The organism is Brevibacillus parabrevis, from assembly GCF_022701015.1.
Classification (GTDB): domain Bacteria; phylum Bacillota; class Bacilli; order Brevibacillales; family Brevibacillaceae; genus Brevibacillus; species Brevibacillus parabrevis.
The window spans coordinates 4,879,101-4,902,667 of record NZ_CP064090.1; the positions used below are offsets into that span (position 1 = coordinate 4,879,101).

The 23,567-nt window shown below is 53.0% G+C and carries 23 protein-coding genes; 4 read left to right on the forward strand and 19 right to left on the reverse strand.

The features are described 5' to 3' along the window. Positions 1 to 13: 13 nt before the first annotated feature. From IRJ17_RS22415 to IRJ17_RS22430, 4 genes are all read right to left on the reverse strand, one after another. Positions 14 to 1,348 (reverse strand): NfeD family protein, encoded by a 1,335-nt coding sequence (locus IRJ17_RS22415; RefSeq protein ID WP_122964092.1) that lies wholly within the window; start codon positions 1,346 to 1,348, stop codon positions 14 to 16. 167 nt (positions 1,349 to 1,515) lie between these two features. Further along, positions 1,516 to 1,962: a GatB/YqeY domain-containing protein gene (locus IRJ17_RS22420; protein WP_063231398.1), complete on the reverse strand. Its 447-nt coding sequence runs from the start codon at positions 1,960 to 1,962 to the stop codon at positions 1,516 to 1,518. 17 nt (positions 1,963 to 1,979) lie between these two features. Further along, positions 1,980 to 2,153 carry a 30S ribosomal protein S21 gene (gene rpsU / locus IRJ17_RS22425; protein WP_007727630.1) on the reverse strand — a complete coding sequence of 58 codons (174 nt, stop codon included), beginning with the start codon at positions 2,151 to 2,153 and terminating at the stop codon, positions 1,980 to 1,982. A 112-nt stretch (positions 2,154 to 2,265) separates the two neighbouring features. Continuing rightward, positions 2,266 to 2,589 carry a histidine triad nucleotide-binding protein gene (locus IRJ17_RS22430; protein ID WP_242771955.1) on the reverse strand — a complete coding sequence of 108 codons (324 nt, stop codon included), beginning with the start codon at positions 2,587 to 2,589 and terminating at the stop codon, positions 2,266 to 2,268. Between the two features lie 250 nt (positions 2,590 to 2,839). Here IRJ17_RS22430 and IRJ17_RS22435 point away from each other — a divergent pair, with 250 nt between their 5' ends. Further along, on the forward strand, positions 2,840 to 4,222 hold the full coding sequence (locus IRJ17_RS22435; RefSeq protein WP_122964094.1) for a UDP-N-acetylmuramoyl-tripeptide--D-alanyl-D-alanine ligase: 1,383 nt from the start codon (positions 2,840 to 2,842) through the stop codon (positions 4,220 to 4,222). Positions 4,223 to 4,300: 78 nt separating this feature from the next. On the opposite strand, the gene IRJ17_RS22440 is transcribed toward IRJ17_RS22435, so the two are convergent. Next, the gene (locus IRJ17_RS22440; protein WP_122964095.1) at positions 4,301 to 5,386 is read right to left on the reverse strand and encodes a D-alanine--D-alanine ligase; all 1,086 of its coding nucleotides are present in this window, start codon (positions 5,384 to 5,386) and stop codon (positions 4,301 to 4,303) included. 235 nt (positions 5,387 to 5,621) lie between these two features. Between IRJ17_RS22440 and IRJ17_RS22445 the strand changes: the two genes are divergently transcribed. Continuing rightward, positions 5,622 to 6,116, forward strand: coding sequence for a hypothetical protein (locus IRJ17_RS22445; protein WP_122964096.1), 495 nt, complete (start codon positions 5,622 to 5,624; stop codon positions 6,114 to 6,116). 176 nt (positions 6,117 to 6,292) lie between these two features. Here IRJ17_RS22445 and IRJ17_RS22450 read toward each other — a convergent pair whose 3' ends face one another. Beyond that, positions 6,293 to 7,588: a class I SAM-dependent rRNA methyltransferase gene (locus IRJ17_RS22450; RefSeq protein WP_122964097.1), complete on the reverse strand. Its 1,296-nt coding sequence runs from the start codon at positions 7,586 to 7,588 to the stop codon at positions 6,293 to 6,295. Positions 7,589 to 7,719: 131 nt separating this feature from the next. Here IRJ17_RS22450 and IRJ17_RS22455 point away from each other — a divergent pair, with 131 nt between their 5' ends. Then, positions 7,720 to 8,697 (forward strand): Na/Pi cotransporter family protein, encoded by a 978-nt coding sequence (locus tag IRJ17_RS22455; RefSeq protein ID WP_122964098.1) that lies wholly within the window; start codon positions 7,720 to 7,722, stop codon positions 8,695 to 8,697. Here the strand turns inward: IRJ17_RS22455 and IRJ17_RS22460 are convergent. The 13 genes from IRJ17_RS22460 to lepA form a co-directional block, all read right to left on the reverse strand. Further along, positions 8,678 to 9,343 (reverse strand): LrgB family protein, encoded by a 666-nt coding sequence (locus tag IRJ17_RS22460; protein ID WP_122964099.1) that lies wholly within the window; start codon positions 9,341 to 9,343, stop codon positions 8,678 to 8,680. The two genes, IRJ17_RS22455 and IRJ17_RS22460, sit on opposite strands and share 20 nt — an antisense overlap. Beyond that, positions 9,336 to 9,728: a CidA/LrgA family protein gene (locus IRJ17_RS22465; protein ID WP_217365650.1), complete on the reverse strand. Its 393-nt coding sequence runs from the start codon at positions 9,726 to 9,728 to the stop codon at positions 9,336 to 9,338. The genes IRJ17_RS22460 and IRJ17_RS22465 overlap by 8 nt, the downstream gene beginning before the upstream one ends. Before the next feature lie 117 nt (positions 9,729 to 9,845). Then, positions 9,846 to 10,511 carry a deoxyribose-phosphate aldolase gene (gene deoC / locus IRJ17_RS22470; protein WP_063231389.1) on the reverse strand — a complete coding sequence of 222 codons (666 nt, stop codon included), beginning with the start codon at positions 10,509 to 10,511 and terminating at the stop codon, positions 9,846 to 9,848. Between the two features lie 3 nt (positions 10,512 to 10,514). Continuing rightward, the gene (locus tag IRJ17_RS22475) at positions 10,515 to 10,943 is read right to left on the reverse strand and encodes an NUDIX hydrolase (RefSeq protein WP_122964101.1); all 429 of its coding nucleotides are present in this window, start codon (positions 10,941 to 10,943) and stop codon (positions 10,515 to 10,517) included. Next, a complete protein-coding gene (mtaB, locus tag IRJ17_RS22480; RefSeq protein WP_122964102.1) occupies positions 10,940 to 12,298 on the reverse strand; it encodes a tRNA (N(6)-L-threonylcarbamoyladenosine(37)-C(2))-methylthiotransferase MtaB in 1,359 nt (452 codons plus the stop codon). Before mtaB ends, IRJ17_RS22475 begins: the two co-directional genes overlap by 4 nt. Before the next feature lie 24 nt (positions 12,299 to 12,322). Next, positions 12,323 to 13,081 (reverse strand): 16S rRNA (uracil(1498)-N(3))-methyltransferase, encoded by a 759-nt coding sequence (locus IRJ17_RS22485; RefSeq protein ID WP_063231386.1) that lies wholly within the window; start codon positions 13,079 to 13,081, stop codon positions 12,323 to 12,325. Positions 13,082 to 13,099: 18 nt separating this feature from the next. Further along, a complete protein-coding gene (gene prmA / locus IRJ17_RS22490; protein ID WP_122964103.1) occupies positions 13,100 to 14,041 on the reverse strand; it encodes a 50S ribosomal protein L11 methyltransferase in 942 nt (313 codons plus the stop codon). A 71-nt stretch (positions 14,042 to 14,112) separates the two neighbouring features. After that, positions 14,113 to 15,240, reverse strand: a complete 1,128-nt coding sequence (gene dnaJ, locus IRJ17_RS22495) for a molecular chaperone DnaJ (protein ID WP_122964104.1) — start codon at positions 15,238 to 15,240, stop codon at positions 14,113 to 14,115. Between the two features lie 155 nt (positions 15,241 to 15,395). Next, positions 15,396 to 17,225 (reverse strand): molecular chaperone DnaK, encoded by a 1,830-nt coding sequence (gene dnaK, locus IRJ17_RS22500; protein WP_122964105.1) that lies wholly within the window; start codon positions 17,223 to 17,225, stop codon positions 15,396 to 15,398. A gap of 52 nt (positions 17,226 to 17,277) precedes the next feature. Beyond that, entirely contained in the window at positions 17,278 to 17,805 is a 528-nt protein-coding gene (gene grpE, locus IRJ17_RS22505; protein WP_229049944.1) for a nucleotide exchange factor GrpE, read from the reverse strand. Between the two features lie 76 nt (positions 17,806 to 17,881). Beyond that, positions 17,882 to 18,907, reverse strand: a complete 1,026-nt coding sequence (hrcA, locus tag IRJ17_RS22510) for a heat-inducible transcriptional repressor HrcA (RefSeq protein WP_063231382.1) — start codon at positions 18,905 to 18,907, stop codon at positions 17,882 to 17,884. A 197-nt stretch (positions 18,908 to 19,104) separates the two neighbouring features. After that, positions 19,105 to 20,247, reverse strand: coding sequence for a radical SAM family heme chaperone HemW (hemW, locus tag IRJ17_RS22515; protein WP_173597413.1), 1,143 nt, complete (start codon positions 20,245 to 20,247; stop codon positions 19,105 to 19,107). Positions 20,248 to 21,080: 833 nt separating this feature from the next. After that, positions 21,081 to 22,898: a translation elongation factor 4 gene (lepA, locus tag IRJ17_RS22520; RefSeq protein WP_063231378.1), complete on the reverse strand. Its 1,818-nt coding sequence runs from the start codon at positions 22,896 to 22,898 to the stop codon at positions 21,081 to 21,083. A gap of 189 nt (positions 22,899 to 23,087) precedes the next feature. Between lepA and IRJ17_RS22525 the strand changes: the two genes are divergently transcribed. After that, positions 23,088 to 23,564 (forward strand): HIT family protein, encoded by a 477-nt coding sequence (locus IRJ17_RS22525; protein WP_242771957.1) that lies wholly within the window; start codon positions 23,088 to 23,090, stop codon positions 23,562 to 23,564. The last annotated feature ends 3 nt before the right edge of the window (positions 23,565 to 23,567 follow it).

Consider the following 23,567-nt stretch of genomic DNA (forward strand, 5'->3'; position numbering starts at 1 on the left):
TGCTGTCACTCCTTTATTCTTGTTCAGACACGACGACACGCGTCCCTTCTACTTGCACGACGACAATCGCCGTTCCGGCTGCGATGAAGCCTCCGGCAGATACCGCATCGACACGCTTGCCTTCCACTTTTACGACACCAGCAGGGCGCAAAGGCGTCAGGGCAATGCCGGACTTGCCCGTGAGATCACGCTGATCTTTCGGGGCCACATAGCCTTCCTCGTTGTGCTGTGCGTCACCGAGGACGAACTTGCCAAAAAGTCCTTTGATGCCGTAACGCTTGACGAGCAGAAACGTTACAACAAGTGTAACTACAGCCGCAATTCCCAGCGAGGCGAGTCCTTGCTGCGTATCGTAGGCAGCCATCACCAGGCCAGTCACGATACTGATAAAGCCGATGGCTCCGACGATGCCGCCTGGCAGGAAAATTTCTAGAATCATGAGTAAAATTCCGATGACAAACAGACCGATGTGCAGCCAGTTTGCAAAGCCTGCGACATAATGCCCGAAGAAATACAAGCCAAACGAAACTAGCGAAATCGTTCCGGCGACGCCAAAGCCTGGTGCAAACAGTTCAACGACAATCCCGACCAGACCGATAACTAAAAGCAAGCTCATGACGTACGGGCTGGTTACCCAGCGCGCAACCTTTTCCCCGCCAGTCGGCTCGATCACATGCAGAGAGTCGCTGGAAATTCCCAGGCTGGCAAGCAGCTCCTCTTTTCCAGAAACGACGTGATCTGCGTAGCCGAGCGTTTTCGCTTGCTGCGCATCGAGCGAAAGCACGGTTCCTTTTGGCTTCAGTCCCGGAAACTCCGTATCGATTTCGACCATTGCTCGCGCCACGTCCGGATTGCGTTGGTTCAGACTGGCGGCAGCGGTCATTTTTTTGCTCCATCCCGAGATGAACTTGATGTCTGCTGCATTGCCCGCCAGATCAATCGGTGTAGCCGCTCCCATGCTGCTTCCTGGCGTCATAATGATTTCGTTAGCGTTCAAAGCGATGTATGTTCCCGCTGAGAAAGCCTGGTTATCAATATAGGCGATGGTATGCATGGGTGATTGGCGAATCAACTGGCCAATCTGATCAGCAGCGTCCACTTCGCCACCCGGCGTATTAATATGCAAAATGACAAGGTCTGCTTTTTCTTCCTGTGCATCTGCGAAAGCCCTTGCAAGGAAACTCTCCAAGCCACGCTCGATTGTGTTGTCTACCGGAATCCAGACCGCTTTCTGATAAGACTGGGCCTGAATGCCTGGCGTAAACAAAAACATCGAGAAGCCCGTGATCAGGCAAAGAAGAGACAGTAGCAATCGCATCCGCCGCAACGCTAACCTCGTTGCAGTCATGACATTTACCTCCTTCCTCGTATCAGCTTCAACTTATGCCCAATAAGGTATACGAACAAAGGAGGAGATTGTTTCAGATTTTTGTCAGCTTTTGGGGAAACAAAGAAAAAACCCAACCGTCATCCGGCTGGGCTTTTCCATTCGTATCTATATGAGGTGTTGCTTATCTACGATGGTAGTTCCTCAGATACAATCTTTTGCACGAGGTTTCCGTCTGCTCTGCCTTTCACTTTCGGCATAAGTGCTCCCATCACTTTGCCCATCTCCTTCTTGGAGGTGGCATTGGTGGCAGCAATAGCTTCCCGAACGATATCGCGAATCTCATCTTCGCTGAGCTGAGCGGGTAAGTAAGCGGAGAGCACATCGATCTCTTCGCGCGATTTTAAGGCAAGTTCTTCACGGCCTGCCTTCTCAAATTCGTGGAGGGATTCACGGCGTTGTTTTAACTCACGAGTCAAGATGGTCAGCACTTCGTCTTCAGACAAAGTTCTGCCTTTGTTAATCTCTTCATTCTTTAAAGCGGCTTTCACCATGCGAATAACAGAGAGTTTTAGAGCAGCTTTGTCTCTCATTGCTTGCTTCATATCTTGATCGAGTCGCTCCATTACACTCATGATGGGCCCTCCGTCCATTAAAACTTACGCTTACGAGCTGCTTCGGATTTCTTTTTACGCTTAATGCTAGGCTTCTCAAAGTGGCGACGTTTACGCAGTTCCGCCATCACCCCGGATTTGGCGCTCTCACGCTTGAAGCGGCGAAGTGCGCTATCCAAAGACTCGTTTTTCTTGACTCGAATTTCTGCCATTTGTCTTCCCTCCCTCCGCTAAAACCGTGGGACGCCTGAATCGTCGTACGAACAGACTGTCACACTTCATTATAGGATAGATGACTAATGAAGGTCAACCTTTAGTTCATTTTTATTCGTGAAATCCTGCCAAGAGGTGGTAATGAATATGGAAAACTTCTTGTCCGCCTTCTTTTCCGCAGTTATTAATCAGGCGAAATCCTGACAGCTCCAGCTTTTTCGCCAATGTCTGCGCCACTTGATGAATATGGCCGATCAGCGGCAAATCTTCCGCTGTTACATCCATTAATGTCGCAATCGGCTTGCGCGGGATGATCAGCAGGTGGACGCGTGCCTTTGGCGCGATGTCGTGAATCACGATAACGTGTTCGTCTTCATATTCTACGCGGGCTGGAATTTCGCCCTCCATAATCCGGGTAAAAATGCTTTTCTCCATGTGGGAAACCCCTTTCAGCTATGTAGATGGCTTCGATGTTTTGCAAGACACAGATAGTTTCATGATAGCGGACAGCACGAAGCAAATGCAATGGCTTGTCCCGCACTTTTGTCTTGCGGCCTTCCCGGGCGCATGGTAGCATGACTTCGAGGATTCACGAGTTCGTGACCGGATGACTTCGCGATTTCACGTGCGCGTGGTCAGCTTCGAGGTTGGAGATGGATCATATAGAAAAAAGGAGTTCGTGCACATGAAACCACTTGCACTGGAACAGGCGACAATCAATGCAGAAGGACTCTTGCTGGCAGGCTCCCCGCACCTTGTCTTGTCATCGGTTCACTTTGATACCCGCCAACTGAAAGCGGGTTCTTTATTCGTGGCGCTGACAGGCGGCGCTCGCGATGGGCACGATTTTTTGCTGCAAGCAGCCGAACAAGGAGCGGTAGCCGCACTCGTATCCAATCAGGAAAAAATTCCCGCTGGCTTGCCCGAGGAGTTCGGGCTGATTCTCGTCAATGACACGCTGCGCGGTTTTCAAAAGCTGGCAGCTGCCTATCGGAAAGACTTTGCGATCCCGCATATCGCGATTACGGGCAGCATCGGGAAAACGACGGTGAAGGACATCGTAGCTCACGTATTGGAAGCGCGATCCCCTGTCTACAAGACATATAAAAACTTGAACAATCATTTGGGCGTGCCGCTTTCCTTGCTGCAAATGGAGCCGCAACACCAGGCTGCCGTGCTGGAGCTGGGGATGAATCACGCCGGAGAGATCGACTTATTGGCTTCGCTCGTCAAGCCGGAGATCAGCGTCATTACGTATATCGGCGAGTCGCATCTGGAGTTTTTCGGCACGCGGGAAAAGCTTGCGCTCGCCAAAGCCGAGCTGCTCCCCCACACCGCCCCTGACGGCCTGGTTCTTCTCAACAAGGACTCGGAGTATTTGCCGCGAGTGGCCCATCTGTATGCCGGGGAGATCATGTACTATTCCGTGCTGGAGCCTTGTGACATCTGGGCGGAACATATTCAGCCGAATGATAATGGAACACAGTTTGACGTCTGCTTCGCGAATGGCGAACGCTTCTCCGCCTTTCTCCCGCTTCACGGCAAGCATAGCGTGCTGAACGCGCTTCCTGCGATTGCGATTGCGAAAAGACTGGGGATGGACACAGAACAAATCGTGCAAGCGCTCTCCACGGTCAAGCTCTCTGCCATGCGGTTTGAACAGGTGCATTCCAGACACGGCTCCCTGTATATCAGCGATGCATACAACGCCAGTCCGTCTTCCATGGAAGCTGCTGCCCGGACGTTCGCCGAGCTGTTTCCTGGCCGCAAAAAAGTGCTCGTCTTGGGCGACATGTACGAGATGGGCGAGCAAAGCGCTCACATGCACGCAGGAGTCGGCGAAGCGCTCAACGATATTGTCGAGCACATCGAGCTGCTCGTCACCGTTGGCGAGGATACGCAACATCTTCATCGCGCCTATAACGGCAACAAGCTGCATGTGGCAAGCAAACCGGAGGCGCTCGCCGCCCTTCTGCCATTGCGCGATGCCAGCCATGCCTTTTTGTTCAAAGCGTCGCGCGGGATGGAGCTGTGGACGCTTTTGACTGATCTGGAACAGCACGAATAGAAAAAAAGAAAGCCGCCTCTCGGATCAGTTGAGAGACGGCTTTTTTGCGTTTGCTTGTAGGTCGTAAAATTCAGATTGCTATTCCAGCCCTTCGGCTTCCACGATGTTGCGCTGCTTATCGGCATGGCGCTCTATCGCCAGCTGCACCAGGCGGTCGATCAGTTCGCTGTAGCCCACACCCGCTGCCTGGAAAAGCATCGGGTACATGCTGAACGGGGTAAAGCCTGGCATCGTGTTTACTTCGTTAATGTACAGTTGGTCGTTTTTCTCATCCCAGAAAAAGTCGACGCGGGAAAGCCCTGAGCCGTCCAGCGCCTGAAATGCCTTTTTCGCGATATCGGAGATGCCTTCTGCGACATGCGCAGGAACGACCGCAGGAATGGACAGCTCTGTGCCCGCTCCCTTGTACTTGGCTTCGTAGTCATAAAATTCTTTGGCCGCGATAATTTCGCCGACGACAGACGTGACCAGCTCCTCGTTGCCAAGCACGCCGATCTCCAGCTCGCGCACCGAAACAAACTCCTCCACGATCAGCCTGCGGTCAAAACGGGCAGCCAGATTGATCGCGGTCACCAGTTCTGCGCGGTTCTTCGCCTTGCTGATTCCGACGCTGGAGCCCATGTTCGCTGGCTTGACAAAGCATGGGTAGCCAAGTTCACGCTCGATTGTTTCCGCCACTTCCTCGGGACCTTTTTCCCACTGGGAGCGCAAAAACCCTACGTACTTAACCTGCGGCAAGCCCGCTTGGGCAAAAACCGTCTTCATCATCCACTTGTCCATCCCGACAGCGGAAGCCATCACGCCTGTTCCCACATATGGCAGGTTGACCAGCTCCAGCAGTCCTTGAATCGTGCCATCTTCCCCGTTCGGCCCATGCACGACAGGAAAAATCACATCGACTTGCTGCGCGATATCGAACAAGGAGTCAGATTTTTTTGCCGGATCGCCGGAAGCGAGGCGCAGTGTGTCGATGTTTTGCGGCACCTGCTCAGCGAAAGCGTCTCCTTTTACCCAAGTTCCGTCCAACTGAACGTAAATGGGCGTTACCTCGTATTTATTTGCATCGACAGCCTTCATGATCGACAAGGCCGTACGCAATGAAACCTCGTGCTCCGAGGATTTTCCTCCATAAATAATTCCTAGACGGATCTTATCGTTTCCCATCCGTGCCATGCTCCTTTCCTCTGTGGCAGGCAAAGAGTCTACCCTTGAGTTTCATCTCTCTCCTATGCTATGCAAGCGCCCAGCATCTGCTCTTTGTACCGGGCAAAGCCCGTCATTTAGCATACACAAACCGACTGCCAAATACAAGAGAAGCAAGTATCACCCACGCATGAACTTTGTCATATCATGGGTAGTAAAAACACTGTCATGGAGCTATTTTGCTGGAGGGATGTCCATGAGAGACTACTTGCTTTATTGTACGTATTGCTCCACGTACACGTTGTTGCACAGCTTCGATAAAGACGCCGGAACTTTTTTGGGGGAATACTCGCTCCTGCACAATGATTACACGCGCGACAACATCGTTTTGAACAAATTTTTGCTCGCTCACCTCGGCCACACCATCCGGCCTATTCCCTCCCAGACGGATGACTATCGCCAAATTATTGGCAACGCCTCGCATTTTCTCGAAGACGACATCGATAAATACGTGGAGGAAAGCCAGCAACGGGCGAAGTTTCGGGAGCGGGATCGCAAAAGCGAGCGGGAAATCGGCCAGGTCCAGCTCTATCTCATCGAGCATTTGCTTGTTCACGAGTTGCATACGCTCAGCCAGGCGCGCGCCGCTACCCCCGCAGAAGGACAAGTCTTGCTGGGAAAAGAGCTTGGCTTCAAAAAGGCTCTCGACCTCGTCCGGCAGGTGAAAAACGACAAGCAGTTTGCGCAGTAAGCCTGACTTCGCCTAGCGGACGGGACGCTTGAATATCTGCCAGCTTGTTTGGGCAGCGGACTGGTCGCTCGAATGTCTGCCAGCTTGCCCGGGCAGCAGCTTAGCCCTGTGCGTCCCATCCTTTTCACGAAAACGCAAAAACAGCGCCAGATACGCTCCGGCGCTGTTCTCTTTTTCTACTTGCGATCGCGCACTTCAAAGATCGCGAATTTCAGGTAATGCGCTTCGTCAGCGCCGCTGATTTGCGGGTGGTCTTTGCCTGCCCCGCGCCACTCGATCAGGCGCAATATTTTTTTCGCGTCCACAGCCGCTTCCTGGATCGTTTCCAGGAACAGTTCCGGAGACATGTGGTACGAGCATGAGGCGGTGACCAAAAAACCGCCAGGACGAACGAGCTTCATCCCGTTCAGGTTGATATCTTTGTAGCCGCGGCATGCGCCTTTGACCGCGCCGCGCGATTTGGCGAAGGCGGGCGGATCGAGAATGACGACATCCCAGCTCTTTCCTGCCTCGACATTTTCCCGCAAGTAATCAAACGCGTTTGCCACGACAAAATCGACGCGATGCAAAAAGCCGTTCAAGGTGATGTTGCGCTTTGCGGTTTCGATCGCATGCTCGGAAATGTCGAGCGCGGTTACTTTTTTCGCGCCGTGCTTGCAAGCGTTCAGCGTGAAGGAGCCGGTATGGGTGAAGCATTCCAGCACTTCTGCTCCGTCCCAGAACGGATTTTTGATCGCTTTTCCCCGCTTGTCGACTGGCATGAGCTTTTGCTCGCCGTCCACCTCGATGGTTTGCAGCGTAATGCCGTGCTTCTCGCCCCAGCCTTTCATCAATGGCGCAATCGAAGCGCGGTTCTCACGCTGGTCGTAGAAAAATCCTGTCTTTTGTCCTTCGACGATATCCACGTAATACTTCAAGCCGTTTTCCTCAATCAACACCTCGCGCGGACACTCTCCGTACAGCACTTCTTTACCTTCCGCCAAGCCTTCCAGCTTGCGCACGGGAACGTCGTTGCGCAAGTAGATGCCAGCAGGCGCAAACACTTCCACAAGCGCATCGCGAATCCACTCCATCCGCTTTTCCATGCCCAAAGACAATACCTGCACGACCAGGATGTCCTCGTAGCGATCCACGATCAGGCCAGGCAAAAAGTCTGCTTCGCCGTAAATGACGCGGCATGCGCGCGGATTGTCCACAAACCGAGTGCGAAACTCCGCCGCCTGCCTGATTTTGCGCAGGAAGAACGAATAGTCGATGTCTTCTTTTGGATCGTAGCTCAAAATGCGCACGATCATTTGCGATGCCGGATTGATGTAGCCTTTTGCCAAAAAGTGTCCTTTGTGATTCGTCACCTCAACGATTTCACCCGGTACAACCTCGCCCTGGATTTCCAATACTTCCGATTGGAAAATCCACGGATGCCCCGCTTCCAGTCGCTTTTTCCGATGCTGATTCAGTAAGACTTTTGCCATGCGGTTGATTCTCTCCTTGTCATGCTTGCCCTCGTACAGGCATAGCGTTATAGTAACTTCCTTTACGGTTGGCCCGGCGTTCTACGGCCAGCCTCGCTTGCCATTGTAACCAAGAAGGAGGAACCCAACTTGTGATTGTCTCCATCCTCGCCCCGTTTACGATCGGGCTCTGTTTTTTTCTGTTCGGTATGTACGCCATGCGGACCGGATTTCAAAATTTGGCGGGCAAAAAAATGGAACAATGGATGGCCCGCTTTACACGCACGCCATACCACAGCTTCTGGATCGGGTTGATTGCGACTTTCGTCCTGCAAAGCTCCAGTGCCGTCACCGTCTTGACGATCGGCTTGACCAATGCGGGGATTATCCAGTTCGCGCAAACCGTCGGGATCATTCTCGGCACCAACCTGGGAACGACCGTCACGACGGAGCTGGTCGCACTCAAACTGGAGTCGTTCGCCATCCCGATGTTGCTCGTCGGCGTCGCCCTCTGGCTGATGCCGCGGCCAACTGTTCGCTGCACCGGACTGGTCATCGCCGGATTCGGGCTGATTTTCCTCGGGATTGATACACTCAAGCTGATGGCCAAGCCGCTGGAACAATCCGAAACGTTTCGGTCGCTTTTTCTGGAGAGCAGTCATTCCATCTGGATCGGGCTGATCACAGGCGTCATTTTCACTGCGCTCATCCATAGCGGCTCTGCAACGACCGTCATCACGATGGGGTTGCTCAGCCATCAAATCCTGTCCATGGAGACGGCGCTTGCCATCGTCCTCGGCGCCAATGTCGGCACATGCTTCACCGCTGTCATAGCCGCCATCGGCACGAATACGGCCTCCAAGCAGGTCGCCTGGTGCCATACGCTCTTTAATGTAGCAGGGGCTGTCGTGTTTTTGCCTTTTCTTTCCCAGCTTGCCCTGGTAAGCGCCTTTTTAACGAGCAGCCCCTCCATGCAAATCGCCCATTCGCAAACGATTTTCAATCTGATTTGCTCCATGGTCGCCCTGCCATTCGTTCCGCAGATCGCCCGGTTTATCCAATGGCTCATTCCAGACAAGCGCAAACCGCCTACACCGACTGCTGTATGGATTAAAAAGAAAACGGGATGAGGTACAGCGAGGTGACGACCCCGGCCACGATCATCGCCACACTCGATGCAGCCGTCTGCACGGGCGAGATGCGGTTCAAACTGGCTGTCCCGATCGCATGCGCACTCGTCCCTACGGCAATCCCGATCGCCCAGTCGTCCGTAATTCGCCCCCATTTGAGCACAGGGCGCGCGATCAGCACCCCAACCATTCCTGTGAGGGCGGTAAAAAAGGCTGCCAAAGCAGGCACTCCGCCTATCGAGGCAGTCAGTTCCAAAGCGATTGGCGTCGTCACCGATTTGCTCAGCATGCTTCTGAGCAAGATGTCATCCGATCCGAAGCACCAATGAATCGCGTACACCGACACGATAGCCACGGCGCACCCTGCACTGACGCCGAGCAAAACGCCGCGCCAGATGTGGGCGAATTGCCTGATCTGTTTGGCCAAAGGAACAGCCAATGCCACTGTCGCCGGACCGAGCCAGAACGAAATCCACTGTCCTCCCGCAGAAAAAGCTTCCCAATCATCGCTCACCGCCCACCAGATCACCCAGACGAGCACGACCGCCACAAGCAGCGGCTGCACGCGGGGAAAGCGGGCGTTGACCGTCGTTGCTCCTTTGTAGCCGACAAGCGTAACGAGGATCGCCAGCCATTGACTAAGCATCGAGCGTCCTCCTCTCTGGTACGGCGGAAGCGGGTGTCTCTTGCTTCTTCTGTCTGTTCAAGTAAGCTTGTACCACGCGGCCTGTCACGAACATGACCAGCATCGGAGCCACAATCATCGACAGCGCGATCGGCCATGGCGCTTGGGCAAACCATTTGAAGTAGGAGACGACCCCCACAATAATCGGCACGAAAAACAGCATCATGTGCCGGATGAGAAACGAACTCGCCCGGTCTACCCACTCCATCCGAATCCAGCCAGTCACAAGCCCCAGCGTCAGCAAAAGCATCCCGACCAGGTTGCCGGGCAAAGGGATGTGCAGCCATGTGCTCGCAAGCACTCCCACTCCGTAAAAAGCCAGAAGAATAGCCACTCCCGTGATCATTTTCACCTGCCACACCCCTCTCCCGCTTTCTCTTTGCCTAATCTCTATCGAAAATGCTTGAAAAAGAAGGAAAAGCCCGGCCTTCCCTTGGCCAGGCTTTCTTTCGTTCCAGTCGTTCTAGTATCCGCTGCCTGTCGTTTTCGCTCCAGTCACAATCGAGATGCCAGAGCTTGTACCGATCCGGCTCGCTCCCGCCTCGATCATGGCGAGTGCTGCTTCACCGCCGCGCACGCCGCCAGATGCCTTCACTCCAATGTCAGGACCAACTGTTTTACGCATCAAAGCGATATCTTCTACCGTCGCGCCGCCCGGGCCGAAGCCAGTGGACGTTTTTACGTAATCGGCACCTGCTTCCACGCAGAGCTTGCACGCGATTTCTTTTTCCTGATCAGTCAAAAGACCTGTTTCAAGAATGACTTTCAAAAGAATGTCTCCAGCTGCATCCTTCACAGCTGCCACGTCTTGCTTCACGGTTTCCAGATCGCCGGATTTCAGGGCACCTACGTTCAGCACCATGTCGACTTCTGTTGCGCCGTTTGCAATCGCATCGCGAGTTTCTGCCACTTTTGCCGCTGTCGTATTCGCTCCCAGAGGGAAGCCGATTACGGTGCACACTTTCACATCTGTACCCGCCAACAGCTCAGCAGAACGCTTCACCCAGTAAGGGTTGACGCACACAGACATAAAATCGTGTTCTTTCGCTTCCGCGCAGAGCTTGTCGATCATCTCTTGCGTCGCTTCTGGCTTCAACAGGGTATGGTCGATAAATTTGTTCAATTGCATAAACTACACCTCAATCCCGAGTTTTTGGAAGGCCAGACGAAAAATCTCATCGTTGTTTCGGTAGCCTCTCTGGAGTTGCAGCTCCCAAGCCTCTTTTGCCGGATGCCAATGAACGTCATTGATTTCTTCCAGCTGTACCGTTATTTCTGTGTTGTAAGCCTCGACCAGATAGTAGTGGACTTCTTTGTCGACCGACTCGCCCGTCACCGGATGCGTGTAGACGTAAGTGATCCGGTCAAGCTTGGCGCCGAGACGCCCCGCCACTCCCGTCTCTTCAAGCACTTCACGCAAAGCGGTTTCTTCGATAGTCTCGCCGATCTCCTGCTTGCCTTTTGCCAAAGTCACTTTGCCATAACGGTCTTCGATCAAGAGAAGCATGTACTCTCCGTCTTGCAGCTGATAGACTACGCCTCCTGCCGAAATCTCCTTCATATGGCTCGCTCCTTCAAATAAGGCAGCATCTCAGTCTCCACAACGCGGACAAAAGTTCCCTGGCAATATTCGGAGCCTGGTTGTTCCAGCTTCACCTTGCAAATTTTCCCGATCATGCTTTCGTCTCCCGGGAAAACAACGTTCAGGTAGTTATCGGAATATCCCATCAACAGGCCGCTTTCCGGCGCATCCTTGAACGGACGCTCTGGAATGACTTCCAGCACGTCGCCGACAAACTGCTTGGAGTAAGCCATGGTCAGCTCCCGATTCAGCTCCAACAATTTCGTCACGCGCTCGTGTTTTTCCTCTTCGGGAATCTGGTCGGTCATCCGCGCAGCCGGTGTGCCTGTGCGCATCGAGTACGGGAAAACGTGCAGCTCGGCGAAGCCGATTTCTTTGATGAAGTTGTAGCCGTTCATGAATTGCTCCTCGGTTTCACCCGGGAAGCCGACAATGACGTCCGTCGTGATCGCCGCGCCTGGCAGCGCTTTGCGTACTTTCACCATTTTTTCATAAAACTCGGCTGTCGTGTATTTGCGGCGCATGCGCTTCAACACTTCATCATCGCCCGCCTGGAGCGGTACGTGCAGGTGGCGTACGACACGGTCGGAGTTGTTGATGACCTCGATGACTTCATCCGTGATCTGGCTCGCTTCGATGGAGCTGATGCGAATGCGTTTCAGTCCATCTACTTCGTGCAAATCAAGCAGCAGCTTCGCCAGGTTGTAGTCTTCCAGGTCTTCTCCGTATCCTCCGGTGTGAATCCCCGTCAGAACGATTTCCAGATAGCCTGCTTCCACCAGCTTTTTCGCCTGTTCAACGACGCTTTCCGGCTTGCGCGAGCGCATGAGACCACGCGCCCACGGAATGATGCAGAACGTGCAGAAGTTGTTGCAGCCTTCCTGAATTTTCAGGGAAGCGCGGGTTCTGTCTGTAAAGTTGGGAACATCCAGCTCCTCGAAATCACGGGCTTTCATGATGTTTCCGACCGCATTGATCGGTTGGCGCTCAGCGCGGATTTGCTTGACGTAATCGGTCAGCTTCTCGCGGCCTTGCGTGCCCACTACGATATCCACCCCAGGAATTTGTGCAATCTCGCTTGGAGAAGTTTGCGCATAGCAGCCTGTCACAGCGACGATCGCTTCCGGGTTGCGGCGAATCGCCCGGCGGATGACCTGGCGGCTCTTTTTATCACCTGTATTCGTAACGGTACAAGTATTGATCACGTAAACATCGGCGTCGTCCTGTTCAAAGTCGACTCGCTCGTAGCCATCTGCCTTGAACAATTGCCAAATCGCCTCAGTCTCATAACTGTTCACTTTGCAGCCTAATGTATGAAAAGCAACGGTAGACATTGCCATTCCTCCTTTCGCTTGCGCTTATCCTTTGCGATGTATGGAAGCTTTTCGTTCAAACTGATAGGAAGCCGCGGCAAGTACATACTGGCTGGCCGTTTCGGTGCGCAAAATACGCGGCCCGAGCGAAACAGGCAAAAATCCCTTGCTCTCTGCTTGCGCCACTTCTTCCGGGGTGAAGCCCCCTTCAGGCCCAATCAGAACGAGCAGGGAGTCTCCACTTGCCATCTGTTCCAGCACTTCATGAACAGTCGTGCTTCCTTCCTTTTCATAGGCAATAGCCAGCTGCGTATAGGCTTGACCTGCCGCAAGCGCCTCGCGAAACGAGACAGGGGCAAGCAGCTCAGGCAAAACGGCCCGGTGCGACTGCTCGGCAGCCTCCTTGACGATTTTGCGCCAGCGCTCCAGCTTTTTCGCCTCTTTCTTAGCGTCCAGTTTGACGATGGTTCTCTCGGAAGAAAACGGAAAAAAGGAGTACGCTCCGAGTTCCGTCCCCTTTTGCAAGATCCACTCCATCTTTTCGCCTTTTGGCATTCCTTGCCCAATGGTCACGCGGATCGGCAGCTCACGCTCTTCCTGGAGCATCTCGATCACCTCTGCCTGGACTTCCTTGGCAGAAAGGCTGACGAGCTTGGCTCGCGCCGATCTCCCTGCTCCGTCCGAGACGAGAATTTCATCGCCTGCCCGCGCTCGCATCACGTTTACGATATGATGAACATCGTCTCCGATAATCGTTAGCTCATGCTCATGAAAGAGATGTGGCTCGACAAAATATCGTTGCATCTCGCCAACCTCACTATTCTATCGTTTTTTTGCGGTAATTGCTACCCAGTCATCGATGAAAATCGTTTCCACGATCTCAAGCCCGGAAGCGACCAGAGCGGCTTTCACATCCGCTTCCCGCGCCGCAATAATGCCGGATGCGATGAAGGTGCCGCCTGGCAGAAGCAAGCGGAACACATCGTCTGTAAAGCGCAAAATGACTTCCGCCAAAATATTGGCGACGATCACTTCGACTTGCTCCTCGATGCCATCCAGCAAGTTGTTTTGTCTGACGACGATATGCTCATGCACGCCGTTCAGCTCGGTGTTCGCCTGTGCGGAGCGGACTGCCACCTCGTCCAAATCCATCGCGAGCACTTCTTTTGCGCCCAGCTTGATGGCGGCAATGCTCAAAATCGCCGTGCCTGTTCCCACATCGTACACGCGATCGCCTTTGGCCAAATGCTTCTCCAGCGCGCGCAGACAGAGAATCGTGGTCGGATGCGTTCCCGTGCCAAAAGCCATTCCCGGGTCCATCTCGATGATGATCTCTCCCGGATGACGCGGCTCATACTCTTCCCAAACCGGCTTGATCGTCATGTTGTCGGAGACGTGAACCGGCTTGTAATACTTTTTCCAGGCGTGGGCCCATTCGTCTTCGTGAACATCGTTTACGGCAATCGCAGCCTTGCCGATGTCCAGACCGTACTCGGTCAACTGCGCCAGCTGTTCTTTCAATTCTTCTACGACATCGATCAGCTCGCTGCTGTCAACAGGCAGGTACGCTTTGACGAATACGCCCTCGGCCGGAAAATCGTCAGGAGAGAGCTGGTAGATTTCGCCAAAGGGGGTATCCCACTCGCGATAGAGCACCTCCGGGTCTTCGATGACGACGCCGTTGGCACCCATTTCATAGAGAAGGCTGGACACCGCCTCCGTAGCCTCCGCTGTTGTATGGATACTGATTTCTGACCATTTCACGAATCTACCACTCCCCACTTTTGCTTTCCTGATGGACTTGTCAACCTGCAAGCGGACAAAACCGCGACCGATTACTCGCCGCGGAATGCCCGTTTCATTTTTTCAAAAAAGCCTTCGTCTTCCGTTCCGTGCTGGCCCGGCTTCTCGCCAGACAGCTCTGCCAGCTCGCGCAGCAGCTCTTTTTGCTTGTCGCTCAGCTTCGTCGGCGTAATGACGCGCACTTTTACATGCTGATCGCCGCGACCGTTGCCGCGCAAGTGCGGCACGCCTTTTCCACGCAAGCGGAAAAACGTCTCGGTCTGTGTGCCTGCCGGAATCTTCAGCTTCACGCGGCCATCGACCGTCGGAACCTCGATTTCATCGCCGAGCGCCGCCTGTGCATACGTAAGCGGTACTTCACAGTAAATGTCGTTGCCTTCGCGCTCGAAAAACTCGTGGCTTTTCACGCGCAGCACAACGTACAGATCGCCTGCTGGTCCGCCGTTGGCACCTGGCTCGCCTTCGCCGGAGACGCGCAATTGCGCACCGTCATCCACACCAGCCGGGATGTTGAGGTGAATTTTGCGGCGTACCTTGACACGTCCGCTGCCTCGGCACGAGGAGCATTTTTCCTTGAACACTTTCCCTTTGCCTTCGCAAGTGGAGCAGACCCGTCGGTTGACGATTCGTCCGAACGGCGTGTTGGCTGCCACTTCCTGCTGACCGGTACCGCTACAAGTTTTGCACGTTTCGACGCCTGTTCCCGGCTTGGCACCAGAGCCGAGGCACGTATCGCACTCTGCCTCTTTCGGGATTTCCACGTCGGTTTCTTTTCCGAAAATCGCGTCGATAAAATCGATGCTCAGGCCAAATTGCAGATCGGCCCCTTTGCGCGGCGCGTTCGGATTCGCGCGTCTGCCGCCACCACCGAAGAACATGTCAAAAATGTCTCCGAAGCCGCCCATGCCCGACGTATCAAAACCGCCGCCGCCAAAGCCCTGATTCGGGTCCTGATGACCGAAACGGTCGTATTGCGCGCGCTTTTGCGGCTCAGACAGGACATCGTAAGCTTCCTTGACTTCCTTGAACTTTTCTTCCGCATCAGCGTCTTTATTTACATCCGGATGGTACTGGCGAGCAAGCTTCCGGTACGCTTTCTTGATTTCGTCCGCGTCGGCTTCCTTGGCTACTCCCAGAACCTCGTAGTAATCGCGTTTCATCTCCTAAATCACTCCCATGACAGTCAACTGTTATCATAGCATGTGACAGACCTGAAAAAAAGTCAAAGTCAGCTTTTGCGTGACTTTGACTTTCATGGGGTCACATCGCGAAAGAGCGAGGGGAGAAAAGCTCTCCCCTGACGCTTTCGTCGTGATTACTTTTTATCGTCTACCACTTCATAGTCAGCATCAACGACATTGTCCTTCTTCGGTTCTTGGCCTTCTGCTGCGCCCCCAGCATTTTGCTGCGCTTGTGCAGCTTGCTCATAGAGCTTCACGGAAATTTGTTGGATGATCTCGGACAGTTCGTCTTTTGCCGCTTTGATTTCCTCGATGTTGCCGCCTTCCAGCGCTTTTTTCACTTTGTCTTTCGCAGCGTTGGCGCGATCGATTTCCGCTTGGTCTACCTTGCCTTCCACTTCTTTCAGTGTTTTCTCGGTAGTGAACACGAGTTGGTCTGCTTCGTTGCGGATTTCTACTTGCTCTTTGCGCTTTTTGTCTTCTTCCGCATTCAGCTCGGCTTCTTTTACCATGCGGTCGATTTCATCGTCAGACAAACCGGAGTTGGACGTGATGGTGATGCGTTGCTCTTTTCCTGTACCCAGGTCTTTTGCACGCACGTTCACGATACCGTTGGCGTCGATGTCGAAGGAAACTTCGATTTGCGGGATACCGCGCGGCGCTGGCGGAATGTCGGACAGCGTAAAGCGGCCCAATGTTTTGTTGTCGCCCGCCATTTGGCGTTCGCCCTGGAGAACGTGGATTTCTACAGAAGTCTGGTTGTCGGCAGCTGTAGAGAACACTTGGGATTTGCTGGTCGGGATTGTCGTGTTGCGGTCGATCAGCTTGGTGAACACGCCGCCCAATGTTTCGATACCGAGCGACAGCGGAGTAACGTCGAGCAGTACGACGTCTTTCACGTCACCAGTCAGTACCCCTGCTTGCACGGCAGCGCCCAGTGCTACTACTTCGTCTGGATTCACGCCTTTGTGCGGCTCTTTTCCAGTAAATTTCTTGATCGCTTCTTGTACAGCCGGAATCCGTGTGGAACCACCCACGAGGATTACGCGGTCGATTTCGCTAGGAGTCAAGCCTGCGTCTTTCAGCGCTTGGCGAGTTGGGCCCATCGTACGCTCAACCAGTTCAGCGGAAAGCTCTTCGAATTTGGCGCGAGTCAGGTTCATCTCCAAGTGTTTTGGACCGGAAGCATCTGCTGTGATAAACGGCAGCGAGATAGTCGTAGTCAGTACGCCGGAGAGGTCTTTTTTCGCTTTTTCAGCCGCGTCTTTCAAACGTTGCTGTGCCATGCGGTCTTTGGACAGGTCAATGCCGTGCTCTTTTTTGAACTCGCTCACGAGGTAGTTCATGATCACATCGTCGAAGTCGTCTCCACCGAGCTTGTTGTCGCCGGAAGTCGCTTTTACTTCGAAGAAACCGTCGGAAAGCTCCAGGATGGAGACGTCAAACGTACCGCCGCCGAGGTCGAATACGAGAACGGTTTGATCTTCTGTCTTTTCCATACCGTATGCAAGTGCTGCTGCGGTTGGTTCGTTCACGATACGCAAAACTTCCAGACCCGCGATTTTACCAGCGTCTTTAGTCGCTTGGCGTTGGGAGTCATTGAAGTAAGCTGGAACGGTAATAACAGCTTGTGTTACTGGCTGGCCCAGGTAAGCTTCTGCATCTGCTTTCAGCTTTTGCAGGATCATGGCAGAGATTTGCTCAGGTGTGTATGGATTTCCTTCCAGTGTTTCCTTGTGGGAAGTACCCATGTGACGCTTGATGGAGATAACCGTGTTGTCAGGGTTGGTGATCGCCTGACGTTTTGCCGCTTCCCCTACGATGCGCTCGCCGTTTTTGAAAGCGACGACGGAAGGAGTGGTGCGGTTTCCTTCTGCGTTGGCAATAACGACTGGCTCGCCGCCTTCCATTACTGCTACGCAAGAGTTGGTTGTTCCAAGGTCAATACCGATTACGCGACTCATACAATATGTCCTCCTAACACTTTCTCATCTGAATGAATGATGGAATCTCGATTTATTCGTTCACTTGCACCATCGCCGGACGAACGACGCGGTCTTTGAACATATATCCTTTTTGCAATTCTGCTACGACGACGCCCGAATCAAATTCAGGGTCTTGCGTCTGCATGACAGCCTGGTGTACATGCGGATCGAACGGAGCGCCTTTTGCCTCGATCGGAGTCAAGCCTTCTTTTTCGAAAACTTGCACCATCTGGCGGTACACCATGTTGACGCCTGTCAAAAGCGACTCGACCGTCATCGATTCCTTGTCAGCAGCCAATGCCCGCTCGAAATTGTCGAGTACCGGCAAAAGCTCTTCCACGATTTTCAGGGAAGCGTACTTCGCCAGGTCTTCCTGCTCCTTGCGCACACGGCGTCTGAGGTTATCCATGTCAGCCATGGCCCGCAGCATGCGGTTTTGATGCTCCTCTGCCTGCGCCTTCCACTGGGCCGCTTCCTGCTCCCAGTTCACTTCGCCCGCGTCTTGCGCGTCGACTGCCTCATTTACTTGCTCGTCTTCAGCAGCCGGGTCTTTGGTCATTTTTTCCTCGCTCAACGTCGATACCTCCTGGGGGCTCTTGCCTGACTTGCCTTCTCGTCAGGGAGCCTTCCTCCATTTATTTCTCAAACTGCGAAGTCAGCATCCGCGATAAGCCTTCTGCCAAATAATTGAGTACGGTAATGACTTTTCCGTATTCCATTCGCGTCGGGCCAAGTATTCCCACCATTCCCACGGGCTTGCCTCCAAGCGAGTAGGATGTCGTAATAATACTGCATTGCTTGATCGCGTCCAGCTGGTTTTCCTGGCCGATGCGCACCGTCAGTCCATCTCCCGGCATCCCGATCAAATGCAGCAGTTGATCGTTTTGCTCCAGCAGTTCCAAAATATCCTTGACCTTGTCTACGTCGCGGAATTCCGGCTGATTCATGATTTTGGTGGCACCGCGTAAGTATACACGTTCCTCTTCTTGTGTCAGCGACTTGTCGAGAACTTTCAGCATCTCTTCGTACTGCTCCGCATAGCGGCGCATCTCGCCCGATATTTCCTGATAGACCCGCTGTCTCAGTTGCCACAGCGGCACGTCGGTCAGTTTGGCATTCAACAAGTTGACTAGGCGCTCGATTTCGCTTGCGCCGATGCCTTCGGGAAGGTCGATCAGCTTGTTCTCTACTCGTCCGGTATGGGTGACGACAATCGCCACCGCCTGTGTCTCGTTCAGAGGAACGATTTGAATATGTTTTAACCGATGCTCAAAAATTTCCGGTCCCAGGACAATTGCCGTGTAATTCGTCAACTGGGAAAGAATTTGAGCGGTGTATTCCACGACCTGTTCGGAGTGCAGAATACGCTCGGCAAACAACTGCTTCAGTTTGCCCAATTCGGCCTCGTTCAAGAGCTGCGGCTGAATCAGGTTGTCGACGTAAAAACGGTACCCTTTTGTAGAAGGAACTCGCCCGGCCGACGTATGAGGCTGCTCCAGGTATCCCAACTCTTCCAGATCGGACATCTCGTTACGGATGGTTGCCGAAGAAAATCCGATGTCCTCGCGTTTGGAAATGGTTCGGGAACCAACCGGTTCGGCAGAATGAATGTAATTATCGACAATCGCATTCAAAATCAGTTGTTGACGGTCAGATAACATGGATGTCGCTCGCCTCCCCGTTGAGCATAAAAGTGAAAAAAGGTATCGCCCGCAATGTCGGAGCGGTTTTGTTAGCACTCATACCTAACGAGTGCTAAATCTATTTACTAAGGTATCAATAGAAGAAGGATTTGTCAACGGACTTCCACGATATCCGCCGTCAAAATCTCACATATTTCGCCAACTGCTCCCGCTTGTTAGCGGAGAAAACGGGCAAATACCTCATTTCCGAGCGGAAGCCCCCGCTTGGTCAGCTTGAGACAGCCGTTTTGCTCTTCCAGCATGCCTTTGGCAATCTCTTCTTTTATTATCGTCCCAAAAACTTCGTGCGCAGATACGCCAAAGCGCGATGCGAACTGGGCGAGATCGACTCCTTCCCGCAGGCGCAGCCCCAAAATCATCTGTTCTTCCATCGCATCTTCCTGCGGAACGGCAAACTGTTCCACCCGCGGCAAACCTTCTTTGCATTTTTGCAAATAGATCGCAAGCGGTCCGGCGTTGACATGCCTCTCGCCGCAAACGTAGCCGTGGGCGCCTGCACCCAAACCATAGTATTCACGATTGAGCCAATACGTTTTATTATGTTTGCTCTCAAAGCCCGGCTTGGCGAAATTGCTGATCTCGTACTGCTGATAGCCGCGGCGTTCCATCTCTTCAATCAGCACCATGTACATCGCAAGCTCTGCCTCCTCGGACGGGAGCGGAAGCTGATCCTTTTGATAGAGCGTGTGAAATAGCGTATTTTCCTCGACCTTGAGACTGTATGCGGAAAAGTGCTTCGTGCCCAGCTCGAACGCTTTCTCCAGCGTCTGGCGGAAAATCTCCATCGTTTGATCCGGCAAGCCGAACATCAAGTCGATGCTGATGTTAGCGAATCCTGCTGCTTTCGCATTCTCGATGCTGCGGTACACATCGTCGCGGTCGTGAATCCGTCCCAGCCGTTTCAAAAGCGCGTTGTCAAACGACTGCACGCCGAAGCTCAGCCTGTTGACGCCAAGCTCATGCATGATGCGCAGCTTTTCGCTATCTGTCGTACCGGGATTCGCTTCCATGGAAAACTCGATATCCGCTGCCCAATGCTTGCCCAGGTGATTTTGGACCATCTGCAAAAACGCTCGCATTTGGGCATGATCGAGGAACGTAGGGGTGCCGCCGCCGACAAAGATCGTTTTGACCTCCTGCACAGGTCGCTCGCGAAACGTCAGCTCCATTTCTTTATCCAAAGCGTCCAGGTAATCCCAGATCAATTGCGGGTTGTTTGTCACGAACGAGTTGAAATCGCAGTAATAGCATTTATTCGTACAAAAGGGAATGTGGATGTAAACCGATTGCGGCGTCATATCTCTTCCCCTCCTTTTGTTCAAAATACAGGCGAATGCCTGTCTTCGTTACGCTCCGTTCCAGCGGGCGAATGGAAAAGACCTGACACGAGGTCAGGCCTACTTTTTATCATCCATGCGTGGTGCAGACATAAACGTTTCTTGCAGACCTAACGTATCCAGTTGTTGTTTGAAACGATGTTTCGCCTTGGACTGTTGGTCTTGCAAGCATTTGTAAGGGCTAAATTATCATAATGTATTTTTTCGACTCTAGTCAAACGTGTTGTGTGTCCCTCAAGAGCGCAGGTACACGGCGGGTAACGAATCTCTTATTCTCTTATTCTCTTATTAAGAAGGCAGCCATCCAATAGTAAAAAGCCACGGATGATTGTCTGGGGCTTTTCCACAGCCTGCTCTCCCCTTGGATTTCCTCTTTCCACGGATGAATGCTAGAAACAGTCCGATTGATATTTACAGAAATTAGAAATAAGTTATAATTTTTACATAAATACCTCAAGCAAGGAGGTGGATGCTATGAAAAAAGTGATCGCGATTGGCTTTGCTCTGTTTATCGTTCTGTCTCTGTCTACGAGTGCTTTTGCAGGCAATTACGGATGCCCTACCCACTTTTGCTATGATCCACGCTAGTCAAGCGAAGCGCAAACGATCAAGTCGCTCACCCGGGCGGCTTTTTTGTATGTTTTCATGAAAAAGTTTGCTGTAAAGTGAACTGGCACAAGCGGGTTACTAAAAAAAGGGACATAGCAACCATCACAGAAGGTCGCTATGTCCACCTTTTATCGAGAGCATGACCAAAGATGCTGCGAACATCTTTGCTTCATTCGCTCAAGCTCTTACTTCTTCTCATCCATGCGCAATACAGCCATAAACGCTTCTTGTGGAACCTCTACGGAACCGACGGACTTCATGCGCTTCTTTCCTTCTTTTTGCTTTTCGAGCAGCTTGCGTTTCCGCGAGATGTCCCCGCCGTAACATTTGGCAAGAACGTTTTTGCGCAGCGCGCTGATCGTCTCGCGGGCAACGACCTTGTGCCCGATTGTCGCCTGGATCGGCACCTCGAACTGCTGACGCGGAATCAGTTCCTTCAGCTTTTCGCAAATGACTTTTCCGCGCGCATAAGCGGTATCTTTGTGCACGATAAACGACAGGGCGTCGACCATCTCGCTGTTCAGGAGAATGTCCATCTTCACGAGCTTGGACGGCTTGTAGCCTGCCAGCTCGTAGTCGAAGGACGCATATCCGCGCGTACCCGACTTCAACATGTCGAAGAAGTCGTAGACGATCTCGGAGAGCGGCATGTCGTATTTCAGTTGCACGCGATTTTCGCCCATGTACTGCATGTCGAGAAACTCCCCGCGCTTGCCTTGGCAAAGCTGCATAACGTCCCCGACGTATTCTTTTGGCACCATAATCGTCGCCAGCACGTAAGGCTCCTCGATCATTTCGATCTTTTGCGCTTCCGGCATTTTGGACGGGTTGTCGATCTCGAACACTTCGCCATTCGTCCGCGTGATGCGGTAAATTACGCTCGGTGCAGTCGTGATCAGGTTGATGTTAAATTCGCGCTCGATGCGCTCCTGGATGATCTCCATGTGCAGAAGGCCCAGGAAACCGCAACGGAACCCGAAGCCGAGCGCTTGCGATGTCTCCGGCTCGAATTGCAGCGATGCGTCGTTCAGCTGGAGCTTTTCGAGTGCTTCGCGCAGATCGTTGTACTCGTTTGTCTCGATCGGGTACAGACCGCAGAAAACCATCGGGTTGATCTTGCGGTAGCCCGGCAACGGTTCAGCAGCAGGACGGGCAGCATCTGTGATCGTATCCCCGACGCTTGTGTCGCCTACTGTTTTGATCGAAGCGGCTACGTATCCTACGTCTCCGACTGTCAATTCTTCCACTTGTGTCTGGCGCGGCGTGGACGTCCCGATTTCCGTTACCTCGAAGGACTTGCCTGTCGCCATCATTTTGATCTTCATGCCTTTTTTCAGCGTACCGTTGATGACGCGAATCGAAGCGATAACGCCGCGGTACGCATCAAAGTACGAGTCGAAAATCAAAGCTTGCAGCGGCGCATCCGGATCTCCTTCTGGAGCCGGAACTTTTTGCACGACCGCTTCCAGCACTTCCTTGATCCCGATTCCCGCTTTGGCAGAGGTGAGTACCGCTTCGCTGGCATCCAGCCCGATCACGTCCTCCACCTCTTGCTTCACGCGCTCAGGCTCTGCGCTCGGCAAGTCGATTTTGTTGATAACCGGAATGATCTCCAGATTGCTGTCCAGCGCCAAATAGACGTTGGCAAGCGTCTGGGCTTCGATCCCCTGGGCGGCGTCCACGACGAGAATGGCTCCTTCACAGGCCGCCAAACTGCGGGATACTTCGTACGTAAAGTCTACGTGTCCAGGTGTGTCGATCAGGTGGAGAATGTAGTCCTCTCCGTCATCTGCTTTATAGTTCAAACGCACGGCATTCAGCTTGATTGTAATCCCGCGCTCTTTTTCCAGCTCCATCGTATCCAGAAACTGGGCTTCCATCTCACGTGCGGTAAGCGCTCCTGTCAGCTCCAAAATCCGGTCTGCCAGCGTCGACTTTCCATGGTCAATGTGGGCGATGATGGAAAAATTTCGAATCCTCTTTTGTCTTTCACGGCGATCCATGTGTTGTTCGTTCCCTCCCACGCGAATCCATTCAAACGTACAGATTGCGCCTCGCAAAAATACACTAACGGTAATTATAACAAACGCTTGATACAAAGAGCAACCAAAGAGAATACGGCACTTGCCACGTTTTTTGCTCCCGCCAAAACTTTCTTTATGATAAAGTGGTCTTTAAAAAAGGAGACTGGCATGCGAACAGAGCTTCAACAAGCGGAGCGTTTCGATTGCCTCGGCTGCCGACTGGCCTTATCCGCAGAGCCTGCCCATGTCGTCTATGAGAACGATTGGGTGACCTGCCTCTTGGATATCGATCCTTTTTCCGAGGGCCACATGCTGATTTTGCCCAAGCGGCATCTCGTTGAATGGACAGATTTGGATGCAGTGACCATGCAAAAAGTGACGGAAGCGGCGACCCTCATGTCTCAAACTCTTACAAGTGTGTACAAGCCTGCCGGAATTACGCTCTGTCAAAATGGCGGCGCTTTTAACGATCTGATCCACTTTCATCTGCACGTCATCCCGCGCTTTCCCGACGACGGTTTCGCCTGGAGCGAGCCGCGGCAGGAGCATGGAGCCGGAACGCGTCTGGCCCAAACACGTACACTGTTAGCGGAAGCGGTTAAAAACGGGAAGCAGACGGAGCTTCCTGAACGAAACGGAGACTGATCC